The following is a 15,221-nucleotide window of genomic DNA, read 5'->3' as shown; positions in this document are numbered from 1 at the left end:
GCTCCGCTCCCGTCCGCCCCGTCCGCCCCGTCCGCCGAGGTGGCCCGGTTCGGCCGCACGGTGGCGGAGGAGGCCGCACGGCTGTCGGCGGGGGAGGACCTGCTGCACGCGGTCGACCCCGCGACGCTCGACCGGACGGCGTGAGGGGCCGCGCGGCGCCGCCCCGGCCAGCCCCGCCGCACCGGGGGACCCCGCTCCCGTCCCCGCGGGGGCGGGGGCATACCGTGAGGAGTCGTACGTCCGAGCCGGGAGGAGACACGGGATGGGCAGCCGTACCGCGCTGGTCGAGGATCTGATGGAGCGGTTCCCGCAGGTGCCGCGGGAGGCCGTCCTCAAGGAGGACCTGCTCCGCGGCGGCGTCGCCTTCGACCCGTCCGCGCTCAGTGACAACGAGGGCGGCGAGGTCAAGCCGAAGTCGTACTTCATCTTCTCCTTCGACCACGGCACCCTGCCCGAACTGGGCGAGGCCGCGCTGCGACGGCCCCCGGAGGAGATCATCCTCACCGGCGGCCCCTACGACCTGCGGCGGACCGTGGTCTCCGTGCGGGTGAACCCCTCCTCGCCGTACCGGGTCGCCGCCGACGACGAGGGGCTGCTCGGGCTCTACCTCGACGGCGGGCGGATCGCCGACGTCGGCGTGCCCCCCATGCCCGAGTACTACCGGCACACCCTCTCCAACGGGAAGTCCGTCATGGAGGTGGCCCCGACCATCCAGTGGGGCTACCTGATCTACCTGACCGTCTTCCGGGTCTGCCAGTACTTCGGCGCCAAGGAGGAGTGCCAGTACTGCGACATCAACCACAACTGGCGCCAGCACAAGGCGGCCGGGCGGCCGTACACGGGCGTCAAGGACGTGGAGGAGGTCCTGGAGGCGCTGGAGATCATCGACCGGTACGACACCCAGAAGGCCTCCACCGCCTACACCCTCACCGGTGGCGCCATCACCAGGACGGTCGCCGGCCGGGACGAGGCCGACTTCTACGGCCACTACGCCAAGGCCATCGAGGAGCGCTTCCCGGGCCGCTGGATCGGCAAGGTCGTCGCCCAGGCGCTGCCCAAGGCGGACGTGCAGCGGTTCAAGGACCACGGCGTGCAGATCTACCACCCCAACTTCGAGGTGTGGGACCGCCGGCTGTTCGAGCTGTACTGCCCCGGCAAGGAGCGCTACGTCGGCCGCGACGAGTGGCACCGCCGCATCCTCGACTCCGCCGAGGTGTTCGGCGCGCGCAACGTGATCCCGAACTTCGTGGCGGGCGTGGAGATGGCGGAGCCGTTCGGCTTCACCACCGTCGACGAGGCCATCGCCTCCACCACCGAGGGGCTGCGCTTCTTCATGTCGCACGGCATCACGCCCCGCTTCACCACCTGGTGCCCCGAGCCCACCACCCCGCTCGGCAAGGCAAACCCGCAGGGCGCCCCGCTGGAGTACCACATCCGCCTGCTGCAGGCGTACCGGGCCACGATGGACGACTTCGGCCTGTCCTCCCCGCCCGGGTACGGCCCGCCCGGACCCGGGCGCGCGGTCTTCTCCGTCAGCTCCTTCATGGACAGCCTGCCCGCGCAGGAGCCGGCGGAGGTCTGAGCGCCGCGGGGCGGGCCGGCCGCCGGGCGACCGGTCCCGCGGGAGCGGCGCCGGGCGCCGGGCCCGGACCGCGGGCGCCGTGGGGAAAACACGTTGACGTGACGCGCGGGCGGCGGACTACAGTTGGCCTGCGCGTCGAGGTGGCGTGCGTACCGACGAGTGAGGACGAGGAGGTGTCGACCGATGGCTGTCACTGTGCCGGGCGCTGCCCTCATCCAGGAAGTCCTCAAGTCCACCTCCGCGGCCGCCGGCTGACCGATCCGCGCCGACGTGCGCCCGCCGGGCCGCCCCTTGTGAAGGGTCTCCCTCTCCCTTGTCCTCCCACCTGCCTTCCGGCACCCCTGTCTCCTCCGCGCTCGCTCCCTACGGCTGGGACGACGCCTGGGCCGACGCGTTCACCGCGTACGCGTCCCAGGGCCTGCTGCCCGGCCGGGTCGTCCGCGTCGACCGCGGCCAGTGCGACGTGGTCACCGCGGACGGGACCGTCCGCGCCGACACCGCCTTCGTCACCCCGCACGATCCGCTGCGGGTCGTGTGCACCGGCGACTGGGTCGCCGTCGAACCCGGCGGCACCCCCCGCTACGTCCGCGCGTACCTGCCGCGCCGGACCGCCTTCGTGCGCTCCACCTCCTCCAAGCGGTCCGAGGGGCAGATCCTCGCCGCCAACGTCGACCACGCCGTCGTCGCCGTGTCCCTCGCCGCCGAGCTCGACCTCGGCCGCGTCGAACGGTTCCTGGCGCTGGCCTGGGAGTCCGGGGCCCGGCCCGTGGTCGCGCTCACCAAGGCCGACCTGGTGCCGGACCCGGTGACCCTGGCCCACCTCGTCCAGGACGTCGAGACGGCCGCGCCCGGCGTGCCCGTGCTCACCGTCAGCGCCCTGCACGGCGACGGCCTGGACGTGCTGCTCGCCCTCACCGGCTCCGGTACGTCCGTACTGCTCGGGCAGTCCGGCGCGGGCAAGTCCACCCTCGCCAACGCCCTCGTCGGCACGGACGTCATGGACGTGCGGGCCGCCCGCGACACCGACGGCAAGGGCCGGCACACGACCACCACCCGCAACCTGCTCGCCCTGCCCGGCGGCGGCGTGCTCATCGACACCCCCGGGCTGCGGGGCGTCGGCCTCTTCGACGCCGAGGACGGGGTCGGGCAGGTGTTCTCCGAGATCGAGGAACTGGCCCGGCGGTGCCGGTTCCACGACTGCGCGCACGAGAGCGAACCCGGCTGCGCGGTGCGCTCCGCCGTGGGGAGCGGGGAGCTCGCGGCGCGGCGGCTGGAGAGCTACCGGAAGCTGATCCGGGAGAACCAGTGGATCGTCGCCAAGACCGACGCGCGGGTCCGCGCGGAGCTGCGCAAGGACTGGAAGCGGAGGGGGGCGGAGGGCCGGGCGGCGATGGAGGCGAAGCGGGGGCGGTGGAAGTAGGGCGGCCCCGGCCGGGGCGGGGTCCGGGGCCGCCGCCCCCGGACCCCGCCCCGGCCCCGAAACGGGTTGCTCCCGGACGCCGGACGGGCCGGTCGTGCGCACCGGGCCGGCGGGCCGCGCGGGCCCGTGCTGCACGTCCGATTTCCGCTGGTCCGGGGGCGTCCCGCGGCCCACACTGGGACGCGTGAGGGACGAGGACAGCAGGTACGAGGCCGTGCGGAGCCGGGACGGGCGGTTCGACGGGGCATTCTTCTTCGGGGTGTGCACCACCGGGATCTACTGCCGGCCCAGTTGCCCCGCGGTGACGCCGAAGCGGCACAACGTGCGGTTCTTCCCGACGGCCGCCGCCGCGCAGGGCTCCGGGTTCCGGGCCTGCCGGCGGTGCCGGCCGGACGCCGCGCCGGGGTCCGCCGAGTGGAACGTCCGCGCGGACGTCGTCGGCCGGGCCGTGCGCCTGATCGCCGACGGGGTCGTGGACCGCGAGGGCGTCGCCGGGCTCGCCGCCCGCCTCGGCTACAGCGCCCGGCACGTGCAGCGCCAGCTCACCGCCGAACTCGGCGCCGGACCCGTGGCCCTGGCCCGGGCCCAGCGGGCGCACACCGCGCGGACACTGCTGCAGACCACCGACCTGCCCGTCACCGAGATCGCGTTCGCGTCCGGGTTCGCCAGCGTGCGCCAGTTCAACGACACCGTCCGGGAGGTGTACGCCGCCACGCCGACCGCGCTGCGGGCCGCCGCGCCCGGGGGCCGGGAAGCGTGCCGGGCCACGCCGGACACCGGCATCCCGCTGCGCCTCGCCCACCGCGGCCCCTACCAGGCCGCCGCCGTCTTCGACCAACTGGCCCGCGAAGCCGTACCCGGCGTCGAGGAGGTGACCGGCCCGCCGGGCAACCGCACCTACCGGCGCACCCTGCGCCTGCCGTACGGCACGGCGATCGCCGCCGTGCGGGAGCGCACCCGGGGGCCGCGTGCGGGCGGCGGCACGCGGCCGGGCGGCTGGCTCGACGCACGGCTGCGGCTGACCGACCCGCGGGACCTGACGACCGCCGCGCAGCGGCTGCGGCGGCTGTTCGACCTCGACGCCGACCCCTACGCCGTCGACGAGCGCCTCGGCACCGACCCCCGGCTCGCCCCACTGGTCGCCGCCCGCCCCGGACTGCGCTCGCCCGGCGCCGTGGACCCGCTGGAACCCGCGGTACGCGCCCTGGTGGGGACGGGGGGCGCCGCGGGAGCCCGCGCACCCGGGCGGAACGAGGCCTGGGGCAGGCTGGTGCGGCGGTACGGCAAGGCGCTCGACGCGCCCTGCGGCAGCCTCACCCACGTGTTCCCGGAGGCGGCCGTCCTCGCCGAGGCCGAGCCCGGCGGGCCGCTGGGCGCGTTCGCCGCCGCGCTCGCCGACGGCACCCTGGGGCTGGATCCCGGTGCCGACCGGGACGACGCCGAGGAGGTGCTGCGCACCCTGCCCGGCCTGGGCCCGGCCGTCGTCGCCGTCGTCCGCGCCCGCGCCCTCGGCGACCCGGACGTGGCGCCCCCCGGGGTGCGGGCGCCCGACAGCTGGCGGCCCTGGCGGTCGTACGCCGTCCAGCACCTGCGGGTCGCGGGGGAACCGGGCCACTGAGGGAGCCGCCCACACGCCTCCGTGCCCGCCCCGCCCCGGCCGGGACGGGACGGGCACGGAGGCGGACACGCGGTTTTGCCGCGGCGGCGGCCTGCCCCGCCACCGGTCCCGCACACCGCCACCCGCTCCGCACGGCCGTCGTCCGTGCCCACTGGTCCGACCGGGTGGACGTGGGGCGGTGGTCCCGGCGGTCGGCCGGGCCCTGTGGCACGGTCACCTGCGAACGGGTCACCGGCGAGGACGGGCGGGCGCACGCATGGGCAAGGCGGGGCGGTTCCTCGGGGCACTGCTGCTCGGGACGGTGCCGGCCACGGTGGCACCGGCCGTCGCCGAACCGGCGCCGCTGCCCTGGACCGGCACCTGGGAGACGGCCCCCTCCGGCACCGCCCGCGCGCTGCCCGGCACCGCCGTCCGCAACGTGGTCCACCTCAGCGTCGGCGGCACCGCCGTGCGCGTCCGGCTCAGCAACCGGTTCGGCACCGCCCCCCTCGTCCTCGGCGCGGTCACCGTCGCGGTGCGCCGCAGCGGTGCCGCCGCCGTACCCGGCACCCTGCGCGCCGCCACCTTCCGCGGCGCCCGCACCGCCACCGTCCCGCCCGGCCGGGACCTGCTCAGCGACCCGGTGCCGCTCGTCGTGCGGGGCGCCGCCGACCTCCTCGTCACCGTCCTCACCCCCACCGGCGGCGGCCCGGCCACCTACCACGGCACCGCCCTGCAGACCAGCTACCTCGCCCCCGACGGCGCCGCCGGGGCCGCCGACGAGAGCGGCTCGGCGTACACCGGGACCACGCACCACTGGTACTACGTCACCGGCGTCGACGTCCGCTCCGCCGCCGCCGGCACGCTCGTCGCGCTCGGCGACTCCCTCACCGACGGCACCGGCTCCACCCCCGGCACCAACCACCGCTGGCCCGACCTGCTCGCCGCACGGCTGCGCGCCCACCGGCTCGGCGTCCTGAACGCCGGGATCGCCGGCAACCGGCTGCTGCGCGACGGCACCGGGCCCAGCGCCCTCGCCCGCCTGGACGCCGACGCCCTGGACCGGGCCGGCGTCCGCGTCCTGGTCGTGCTGGAGGGCATCAACGACATCAAGGGCACCTCCGGGGCGGCCGATCCCGCAGACCTCGCCCGCGCCTACCGCACGCTCGTCGCCCGTGCCCACGCCCGCGGCATCCGGGCCGTCGGCGTCACCCTCACCCCGTACGGCGGCCATCCGGCCCACACCCCGGCCCGGGAGGCCGTGCGGCAGCGGGTCAACGCGTTCATCCGCACCGGCGGTGCCTTCGACGCGGTCGCCGACGCCGACGCCGCCGTACGCGACCCCGCCGACCCAGGGCGCATCCGGCCCGGCTACGACCCCGGCGACCACCTGCACCTCAACGACGCGGGCATGCGCGCCGTGGCCGGCGCCGTCGCCCGCGCCCTGGCCCACCGGCCGGTCGTCACCGCCATCGGAGGCACCCGGCCCCGCTGACCGCCCCGGCCCCGCCCCGCGACCGGCGGGCGGGCGGTCCCGTCGCGCCGAAGGGACACGGGGCCGGGTCGCTCCGGTGCCGCACGGCGGCCCCCCGGCCGGTGGGGACGGGACCGTCCGGCGGCCAACGTCCACCGCTCGTACGGAAGTTCGTACTCGCTCCCCTGGGTGAGGTGCCGGGTCACCGGACGCGCGCGATTTTCCCGATGCCCCGTTTCCCCGCGGCCCGGGCGGTGACAATGGGGACATGAACCAGCAGGGGGGTACGCCCGCTCGTCACGAGGACGACTGGTGGGGGCAGTTGTACGACGACTCCACCGGGGACACGGGCCCCACGGCCGCGCCCGACTCCCTGGACGACCGCTTCGCCTCGGCGAGGAACACGGTGACGGGCCGACCGGCGGTGGAGAACGACCCCGCGACCGAGCCCTCCGGCCCCGAACAGCCGTCCGGCGGGCCGGCCCTCCCGCCCCGGCGCGACGCCTCCCCGTCCCCGGCGGGGAAGAACCCTCCCGCCGGGGTTCCCCGGCCGCCGATCGCCCCGCCGACCGGGGAACCACCGGCGGAGCCGGTCGCGGGAACGGCAGCGACGCCGCCGTCGGACGGCCCCGCGGCCCCGGCCGACGGGCCGGTACCGCCGGCCGGCGGCCCGACACCGCCGCCACCCGCTGGGTCCGGCCGTCCGGCGCCGGCCGGACCCGCCTCTCCGCCCGGGGTGCCCGGGTCGCCCGGGCCGCCCGGGCACCCCGGGGCCGCCCCGCCCGCCGGATCCCCCTGGTGGGGCTCCGGAAGCCCCGCCGCGCTCCGCCCGGCGCCGCCCGGGGAGCCGGCGCGCGAGAGGCCCGAGCCTCCCCTGCCGCCCATGCCTGCTGTGCCTGCTGTGCCTCCTGTGCCTCCCCCGCAGTCCACCCCCCGGCCGGCCGCCCCCCACTCCCCGGCCGGTCCCTCCTCCCCTCCCTCCCCTCCCTCCCCTCCCTCCCCTCTTCCTTCCGCCCCTCCCCCCGCAGCCCCCGCAGCCCCCGCCGCCCCACGCCCCGCCCCGCGCGACCACGTCGGTTCCGGGGCGGCCGCCCACGATTCCGAGCCCACCGCGCTGCCCCCCGCCGATCCGGACGCGCTGGGGGAACTCGTCGCCGACACCGTGCTGGACGGGGCCCGGTACGGGGCGTGCACGGTGCGGGCCGTGTCGCTGCGGGGGGACGCGGCGCGGTACCGGGGCGAACCGCGGCGGGACGCGCTGCTGATCGCGCGGTTCGGGGCGGGGGAGCGGGCGCTGGTGCTCGTCGCGATGGCCGCCGGCGCGCGCGCCACGCCGCAGGCGCACCGGGCGGCGGCCGAGGCGTGCCGGTGGATCGGCCAGGCCGTGGGTCGCAGCCACCGGCGGCTCGCGGAGGACATCCGGGCGGCCCGGCGCGGCGAGCTGAAGTCGGGACTCCAGCGGCTCACCGACCGCACCCTCGGCAAGCTGCGCGCCGGCGCCGCCGAGCAGGGCGCCGACCCGGAGGAGTACACCGCCGGCCTGCGCTGCCTGCTGCTGCCCGCCGACCCCGACTGCCGTACCCGGGTGTTCTTCGGGGTCGGCGACGGAGGCCTGTTCCGGCTGCGGGACGGCGCGTGGCAGGACATCGAGCCGGTGCCGCCCGCCGCCGGCCCCGGTGACCCCGCCGTCGGCTTCGGGTCGCCGCCCGGGGGGACCGCCGGGGGCGACCGGCTGACCACGGACCTCGGCATCCCGACCCCGCCGAGCCCGTACGAACCGGCCCCGAAGCCGCCCCGCGCGCCCTTCCGGTTCCGCGCCTCGGTGGCCCGCCCGGGGGACGCGCTGGTGATGTGCACCCCCGGCCTGGCCGACCCGCTGCGCGGCGAGCCCGCCCTCTGTACCCACCTGGCCCGGCGCTGGTCCTGCGCCACCCCGCCCGGCCTGGCCGCCTTCCTCACGGACGTCCAGGTGCGGGTGGAGGGCTACGACGGCGACCGCACGGCGGCCGCCGTCTGGGAGGCGTGAGCGCGGCCGCCGTGCCTCCGTGGGGGCCGGAGGGATCCGCGCGGACCCAAGGGCCCACCACCGGGTCCGCGCCGTCCGCCTCCGGGACCGTGCTGGGGGAGGCGGCGTCGGCCGCGTGCTCCGGGCGGCCCGCTCCAGCCCCCCCGCAACGGGTACCGGCCCCGACGGAACAGCACGGAAGGTCGGTTTCCGGCCAGTTTCACGCCGTGTGACCGGCGGACCGGAGCCGGGGGCCGGACGTCCTCGGCCCACCGCCCCGGGACGCCTGTGGCACCGTGGGGCCGTCCTGACGGGTGTGGTACGGGTGCGCCGCGCGTCCGGGACGGGCCGGGGGGCCGTACCGGTGTGGCCGAACAGGCGGCCGTCGGGCAGCGGCCATGACTGCCCGCGACCGCACTGGGCATGGTTTCCGTGAACGTGTTCGACCAGGAGGGGCGGAGCCGGCGGCGCGCGGGCGGGGGGTCATGACGAGGCAGGCGGGAGGGGGCGGCCCCGTGGCCATAGGGGTCTCCTCGGCGAAAACGCGGGAAGAGACCGGCACGATCACGGAACGGGGGCACACACACCGCTTCAGGCGCACGCTGGGCCGGGCGGACCTCAGGGCGGTGCCCGAGGCGCGCCGGGAAGTGCGCGCGCTGCTGCGGCACTGGGGCAGACCGGGCCGCTCGGAGATCGCCGAACTGCTCACCAGCGAACTCGTCACCAACGCGCTGGTCCACACCGACGACGACGCCGTGCTGACGGCCGTCGTCTCACCGGACGGGGTGCGCGTGGAGGTCAGGGACTTCCTGGCCCACCGGCCGCGCCCACGGGTCCCGGACCCGGACGACGACACGCACGGCCGCGGACTGGTCCTGGTGCAGTCCCTCGCCGACTCCTGGGGCGTACGGCCGCACGGCGTGGGCAAGTCGGTGTGGTTCGAGCTCGGCGCCCAGGCCGCCTGACGCGCGGCGGGGACCGTACGGACGACGGCGACGGGACGGGGCGCGACCCGTGCGGGTCGCGCCCCGTCCCGTGGGTCCGGCCGTGGTGTCGTCAGCCGAACTGCTGTTCCAGGTCCTTCAGCTTGCGCTCCAGGGAGTCCAGGCGCGGCAGGGCCATCGTGTCGTCCTCCGCGGTGAGGTCGACGGTGACCTGCTCAGCGCCCTTGCGGACCGGCTGGAGGGAGGGCCTGGAGCGTGCGGGCAGTTCCGGCGACGCTAGGGCAGGCTCCGCGGTCGCCGGCGCCGATCCGCGCTCCACGGCCTGCACCTCGACCTGCCGGCCGCCGGACCGGCCGACGAAGCCGCGGTGGCCCCGGCTGATCGCCTTCAGCTGGGCGCGCTCCACCCGCTGCTGGTCACGCCGCCGCTGCCGCGTCTCCTCCTTCTGCCGCTTGTCCTCGCGGACCTCCTCGACCGCCTCGTCCAGGCTGCGCACGCCCTCCAGGAGCATCAGCGACCAGGCCCGGTAGGTCTCGCGGGGGGCCCGCAGCCAGCGCACTATGCGGATCTGCGGCAGCGGACGCGGCACCAGGCCCTGCTCGCGCAGCGCGGCCCGGCGGGTCTGCTTCAGCGCCCGGTCGAACAGGACGGCCGCCGACAGGGACATGCCGGAGAAGAACTGCGGCGCGCCGTCGTGTCCCGCGCCCCGCGGCGCGTGCACCCAGTTGAACCAGGCCGCCGCCGCGGCGAACATCCACACGAGTATGCGGGAGCCGAGGGCCGCGTCGCCGTGGCTGGCCTCCCGCACCGCGAGCACGGAGCAGAACATCGCCGCGCCGTCCAGGCCGAAGGGCACCAGGTACTGCCAGCCGTCGGTCAGCCCGAGGTTCTGCTCGCCGAAACCGACGAGGCCGTGGAAGGACAGGGCGGCCGCCACCGCCGCACAGCAGAACAGAAGCACGTAGGAGGCCGTGCCGTAGATGGCCTCCTTGCGCCTGCGGCGCTCCTCGCTGCGCTCCCACGAGTCGTCCGCGCTCGCGTTCTCCCCGGAGGAGCGCTTGCCGCGCGCGAGCACCGCCACCGCCGCCAGCACGCCCAGGAGCAGCACGGCGCCCGGAAGCAGCCAGTCCAGCGATATGTCGGTCAATCTCATCAGGGGTCCCTTGCATTGGGATAGGGCGTAACGCCCGCCATGGTGGCCCACTCCCGACGGCCCTCAGGGGATTTCGGGGCAAGAGGCCGCCAGGGAGACGCAAGGGGATGCCCAGGGCGGCGTTCTGCTCGAACTACCGCGTGAGGGGCGGGAGTTGAGTTCGAATAAGACTACCCGCACGGATGGTTCACGGGAAAGTTCCCGTGATAGGTGAGGAAGTTGTGAATCACCTGTCCGCGGGTGGGCGGTCCCATCGCGTTGATCTTAGTGGACGCCCGGCGGTGCTGCGGACCTGAGGTCCCCTCAGGCGGCGGCGCCCGCCGCGAGTTTGGCGACGCGGTCGCTGTCGCAGGTGCGCGGACAGGTGGCGCACGTGTCCTGCGGCCGCACGGTGTAGAACATGCAGCAGCTCGCCCGGGACCGGGTGGGCAGCGGCTCGCCGTCCGGACCGGTCAGCACCCGGAACGCGGCCGAGCCGACGTACGGCCGGGTCGCCCCCGGCAGCAGCAGCTCCAGCTCCCGCACGGCCCGCGCCTCCTCGGGCCGGCCGAGCAGGTGGGCGACGTACCACAGTCCTTCGACGACCTCGTCCGTCGCCATGCCCCACAGCGCGCGCCCGCGCCGCCGCATCCGCGGCCCGAAGGCGGCGAGCACCGGCTCCAGGTGCTCGGCGACGGCCGCCCGCACCTCGGCCCGCAGCGCCTCCTCGTCCGCCACGACGACCGCGCCGGGGAGCGCGGCCGCCGGGTCCTCCGGCAAGCAGGCGAAGGAGACGGGGCGCACGGCCATCCGGCCGGCCGCGCGGTGGTGGGCGACCTCGGTCGCGGGCAGCCGGGGCACCCTGCGGAGCAGGAACCACGGGACGGTGAACAGCAGGCAGGCCGGCCAGGCGTAGCGGTGCAGGCCGAAGCTCGCGACGACGTCCGGACGGGCCCGCCGGCCGTAGTCCCGCAGGACCTGCGCCTCGTCCCGGGCGAGGTAGGCGTCGAGTTCGGCGCCCCCCGCCGCGAGCCCGGCGCCGTCGGTCCAGCCGCCGCCCCGGGGCAGCCGCCCGGACGGGTCCAGGACGGTCACCGACAGCCCCGGGAAGGCCTCGGCGAGACGGGCGTACGCGGCGGTGAGGGGTGAGGCCGCAGCGGGCATGGCGGAACCACCGGTCCTTGGTCGCGGGACGAACTGTAAAGGTAAGGCTCACCTTACCCGTTCTTCGGGGAGTTTGAACTGCCGGCGTGTGCCCCTAAGGTGCTTGACGTATGAGTGACAACCCGCCGTTAATGGCCCCAACACCGACAAGCCGGAGGGGGACCCCGTGAAGCAGGGCGTGCAGGGCTCCACCGGAACGCCGCGCACCGTCCGGGTGCCCGCGCAGGCGCACCCGGCGGAGGTCCGGGCCGGGACGGCCCGGACCCGGGACGCCGCGGTGCCGGGCGTGCGCGGTGAGCACCTCCACGACGAGGGGCCCGGGGCGCGGGGGCGGCCCGTCGTGCAGCGCTCCTCGGTGCGCGGGCAGGTCCTCGACGCGCTGCGCACGGCACTGGTCACCGGCGAGCTGAGGCCCGGGGAGGTCTACTCGGGCCCGGGCCTCGGCGAACGCTTCGGGGTGTCGGCCACGCCCGTGCGCGAGGCCATGCAGCAGCTCGCGCTGGAGGGTGCCGTCGAGGTCGTGCCCAACCGCGGCTTCCGGGTCGTCGAGCGGGGGCTGCGGGAGCTGGCCGAGCTGGCCGAGGTGCGGGCACTGATCGAGGTGCCGGTACTGCTGCGGCTCGCGCACACGGTGCCGGCCGATCGGTGGGCCGGGCTGCGGCCGCTCGCGCGGGAGACGGTCCGCGCGGCGTCCTCCGGCTGCCCGGCGGAGTACGCGGAGGCCGACCGCGCCCTGCACCGGGCGATGCTGTCCCTGTCCGGCAACGAGCAGCTGGTGCGCTGCGCCGAGGACCTGCACCGGCGCTCGCAGTGGCCGCTGGTCGGCTCCCCGGCCCGGCCCGGACGGGCGGACCTCGCGGCCGACGCGGCGGAGCACACGGCGCTGCTGGACGCGTTGGCCGCGGGGGAGCTGGAGCGGGCGCGGGAGCTGGTGCGCCGGCACTTCGGGGGCGCGGGCTGAGGCGTGCGCGGCGGGGCCGCGGCACGTGCGCCGGGCGCGGGTGGCCCGTCGCGCGGTCCTCCGCGCCCCTTTCCGCGCCCGGCCGCCGACGCGGCGCTCCGGGGAGGCGCGCCTCCCCGACCGCTCGCTACGCCGTCGCCGCCCCCGCCGCCGGCGGGCTCAAGTACCGGGCCAGCCAGGTCGGTACGCCGCCGAGCAGCCGGAACAGCCGCCCGGCCTCCTCCCGCAGGCGGGAGGCCTCCGGTTCGCTCTCCGTGTCCGCCAGGGAGGCCAGTGCGGGAGCCGTGCCCACCAGGTAGCCCAGCTCCTCCCGGATCCGCAGTGATTCGGTGAAACCGTGCCGGGCCTCGGCCAGCTCGCCGTCCCGCAGGGCCAGTCCGGCCAGGTGGCGCCAGGTGGAGGACAGCAGCAGCTGGTCGGCGCGCGCGGCGGCGGCCGTGTGCGCGCGCCGGTACGCGGCGCGGGCGGCCTGCGGTGAGCGGGCCAGGTTCTCGGCGAGCAGGCCCCGTCGGAAGTCCAGCAGCGCCCTGCCCGCACCCCCGGGAGGGATCAGCGCCGCCGCCCGGCCCAGCGCGGCCCGCGCCTCGTCCGCCCGGTCCCGCACACCGTGCAGCGTGGCGGCGTAGGCGAGCTGGCCGCGCTCGCAGGCCGCGGCCCCCCGCTCCTCGTCGGTGTGCGCGAGCGCCTCCGCGGTGCGCAGGGCGTCCTCGGCCTCCTGCCAGCCCCGCTCGGTGTACAGGCACCGCTCGACCAGCAGCACCGCCCGCTGGAGCGCCGCGGCCGGGGTGTCCGACGGCAGCAGGGCCGCCGCGTCGGCCCAGCAGGCCCGCGAGCGCAACCGCCATACCGCGGTCTGGAGCGGATCGTCACCGGCGGTCGTCCCGTTGCCAGACATGGCGGAATGCGCCACGTTGCCCTCCCCGAGCGCGCCATCGAGCTGTTGAGTGGTGGCGGCATTCCAGCACCAATCCCGGGACCGGCCAAGGGGGTGGGTGAAAGATTTCACAAAGTCGTGGGGCGGGCGGCCTCAGCTCATGCGCAGGGCCAGGAAGAAGTCCAGTTTGTCCTCCAGGCGCGAAAGGTCCCGTCCCGTCAGCTGCTCGATGCGGCCCACCCGGTAGCGCAGCGTGTTGACGTGCAGGTGGAGCCGGGTGGCGCAGCGGGTCCAGGAGCCGTCGCAGTCCAGGAACGCCTCCAGGGTGGGGATCAGCTCGGCCCGGTGGCGGCGGTCGTAGTCGCGCAGCGGGTCCAGGAGGCGGGCGGTGAAGGCGCGGCGGACGTCGTCCGGGACGAAGGGCAGCAGCAGCACGTGCGAGGCCAGCTCCTGGTGGCCGGCCGCGCAGACCCGGCCGGGACGGGCCGCGGCGACCCGGCGGGCGTGCCGGGCCTCCTCCAGCGCGCCGCGCAGCCCCTCCGCCGAGTGCACGGCCGCGCTGACGCCGAGGGTGAGCCGCCCGTCGCCGTCCAGGCCCGCCGACAGCGGCTCGCGGACCGCCTGCAGCAGCACGTCGGCGAGCAGGCCCGGTTCGGAGCCGTCGTGTCCGGAGGCGACCGCGGGCAGCGGGACGAGCGCGACGGCCTCGTCGCCGGCGTGCGCGACGGCGATCCGGTCGGCGGGCTCGGGACCGGCGGCCAGGGGGTCGGCGAGGACCTCCTCCAGCAGGGACTGCGCGACCGGGCCGCCCGCCGTCCCGCCGTCGTCCCACTCGACGCGGGCCACGACCACCTGCCAGTGCGGGGCCGCCCCGAGGCCGGGCAGCAGCACCGGCGCGGCCACCCGCAGACGGGCGGCGACCTCCGCGGGCGCCGCACCCGTCTGCACCAGTTCCAGCACCTCCTGGGCGAGCCGGCGCCGTACCGTGCGCGCCGCCTCCCGGCGGTCCCGTTCGACGGCGATCAGCTGGGTGACGCCCTGCAGCAGGTCGAGCCGTTCGGCCGGCCAGTCCCCGGCGTCCGCCTCGACCGCCAGCAGCCAGTCGGACAGGGCCGTCTCGCGGGCGTCGCGCGCGGCCCGCGGCGCGCGGCCGGAGGACCGGACGGGGAACAGGGAGTACGCCACGCCGTCCAGCTCGGTGCGGTGCGGTCCGCGCCGGCCCGTGCGGGCCGCCGCCAGGTGCTCGGCGGCGAGCCGCGCACAGGTCCGCGCGGACAGCGCCGGGCCCGCCGCGCCGGGGCCCGCGACCAGCCGGCCGGTCGGGGAGAGCACCCAGGCGCGCAGGTCCAGGTCGGAGCCGAGCAGGTCCAGGACGACGTCCGGGCCGCCGCCCGCCGGGCCCGAGGTCATCATCCGGCGGTGCCGGTCCACCACCGCCGCCAGGTCCCCGGCCCGCTCCCCGGAGACCTGCCGCACGACGTGCTCGGTGATCGTCGCGAACGCCACCGACTCGTGCACCGCGAACAGCGGCAGCCGGTGCCGGGCGCAGGCCAGCACCAGGTCGTCCGGCACGTCGCCCAGCTCGGCCTCCCCGGCGGCCAGGGCCGCCACCCCGGCCTGCACGAGGATCCGCACGAACGGCTCGGAGTCGGCGGCGCCCCGGCGCCAGGCCAGTCCGGTCAGGACCAGCTCGCCACCGGAGAGGTAACGGCTCGGGTCGCGCAGGTCGGTGGTCATGACCCCGCGTACCGGGCGGTCCAGCTCGCTCCCGCCGCCGAGCAGCCGCAGGCCCAGCGCATCGGTGTCCAGCAGTGCGCGCAGCCGCATGTCGTCGCCGCCGTTCTGTGTCTCGAAACCTACGGTGGATCGTGGGGGAATCGGGGGGAGGGATCCCGGTGCGGGGCGCTCGGACGGCCTTCCCGGAGAGGCGCCGGGCCGCTTCGCGCGTGCCTCGCGTTTCTCCGGGGAAACAGCGGGATTACCGATGACCTCCGTTCATACGAATCTACAAGATACCCGCCATGGCCAGCCAACTCCTTCATGGTTTCGGTGACTGACCCCGCTGGAG

11 protein-coding genes are annotated in these 15,221 nt (G+C 76.7%); 7 read left to right on the top strand and 4 right to left on the bottom strand.

From position 1 onward, the window contains the following. Positions 1–262 precede the first annotated feature (262 nt). The 6 genes from QQY24_RS06640 to QQY24_RS06615 all read left to right on the top strand — a co-directional run bounded on the left by QQY24_RS06640 (position 263) and on the right by QQY24_RS06615 (position 9,043). The gene (locus QQY24_RS06640; RefSeq protein WP_301971739.1) at positions 263–1,582 is read left to right on the top strand and encodes a radical SAM protein; all 1,320 of its coding nucleotides are present in this window, start codon (positions 263–265) and stop codon (positions 1,580–1,582) included. A 313-nt stretch (positions 1,583–1,895) separates the two neighbouring features. Then, positions 1,896–3,002, top strand: a complete 1,107-nt coding sequence (gene rsgA, locus QQY24_RS06635) for a ribosome small subunit-dependent GTPase A (RefSeq protein ID WP_301971738.1) — start codon at positions 1,896–1,898, stop codon at positions 3,000–3,002. 184 nt (positions 3,003–3,186) lie between these two features. Beyond that, positions 3,187–4,620 carry a DNA-3-methyladenine glycosylase 2 family protein gene (locus QQY24_RS06630; RefSeq protein WP_301971737.1) on the top strand — a complete coding sequence of 478 codons (1,434 nt, stop codon included), beginning with the start codon at positions 3,187–3,189 and terminating at the stop codon, positions 4,618–4,620. 256 nt (positions 4,621–4,876) lie between these two features. Next, positions 4,877–6,094, top strand: a complete 1,218-nt coding sequence (locus QQY24_RS06625) for a GDSL-type esterase/lipase family protein (RefSeq protein WP_301971736.1) — start codon at positions 4,877–4,879, stop codon at positions 6,092–6,094. A gap of 247 nt (positions 6,095–6,341) precedes the next feature. Then, positions 6,342–8,099 carry a protein phosphatase 2C domain-containing protein gene (locus QQY24_RS06620; protein ID WP_301971735.1) on the top strand — a complete coding sequence of 586 codons (1,758 nt, stop codon included), beginning with the start codon at positions 6,342–6,344 and terminating at the stop codon, positions 8,097–8,099. Positions 8,100–8,593: 494 nt separating this feature from the next. Beyond that, positions 8,594–9,043 (top strand): ATP-binding protein, encoded by a 450-nt coding sequence (locus tag QQY24_RS06615; RefSeq protein ID WP_301971734.1) that lies wholly within the window; start codon positions 8,594–8,596, stop codon positions 9,041–9,043. Between the two features lie 91 nt (positions 9,044–9,134). On the opposite strand, the gene QQY24_RS06610 is transcribed toward QQY24_RS06615, so the two are convergent. Further along, on the bottom strand, positions 9,135–10,175 hold the full coding sequence (locus QQY24_RS06610) for a DUF2637 domain-containing protein (protein ID WP_301971733.1): 1,041 nt from the start codon (positions 10,173–10,175) through the stop codon (positions 9,135–9,137). Positions 10,176–10,478: 303 nt separating this feature from the next. Then, positions 10,479–11,318, bottom strand: a complete 840-nt coding sequence (locus QQY24_RS06605) for a (2Fe-2S)-binding protein (RefSeq protein ID WP_301971732.1) — start codon at positions 11,316–11,318, stop codon at positions 10,479–10,481. Between the two features lie 166 nt (positions 11,319–11,484). On the opposite strand from QQY24_RS06605, the gene QQY24_RS06600 reads away from it, so the two are divergent. Then, on the top strand, positions 11,485–12,279 hold the full coding sequence (locus QQY24_RS06600; RefSeq protein ID WP_301971731.1) for a GntR family transcriptional regulator: 795 nt from the start codon (positions 11,485–11,487) through the stop codon (positions 12,277–12,279). 127 nt (positions 12,280–12,406) lie between these two features. On the opposite strand, the gene QQY24_RS06595 is transcribed toward QQY24_RS06600, so the two are convergent. Then, positions 12,407–13,174 carry a hypothetical protein gene (locus QQY24_RS06595; protein WP_301971730.1) on the bottom strand — a complete coding sequence of 256 codons (768 nt, stop codon included), beginning with the start codon at positions 13,172–13,174 and terminating at the stop codon, positions 12,407–12,409. A 132-nt stretch (positions 13,175–13,306) separates the two neighbouring features. Continuing rightward, positions 13,307–14,980, bottom strand: a complete 1,674-nt coding sequence (locus QQY24_RS06590) for a PucR family transcriptional regulator (RefSeq protein ID WP_301971729.1) — start codon at positions 14,978–14,980, stop codon at positions 13,307–13,309. Between the last annotated feature and the right edge of the window lie 241 nt (positions 14,981–15,221).

The sequence above is a fragment of the Streptomyces sp. TG1A-8 genome, assembly GCF_030499535.1.
Classification (GTDB): Bacteria; Actinomycetota; Actinomycetes; order Streptomycetales; family Streptomycetaceae; genus Streptomyces.
Note: the sequence above shows the minus strand (reverse complement) of the source record. Positions and strands in the feature narration are given on the sequence as shown.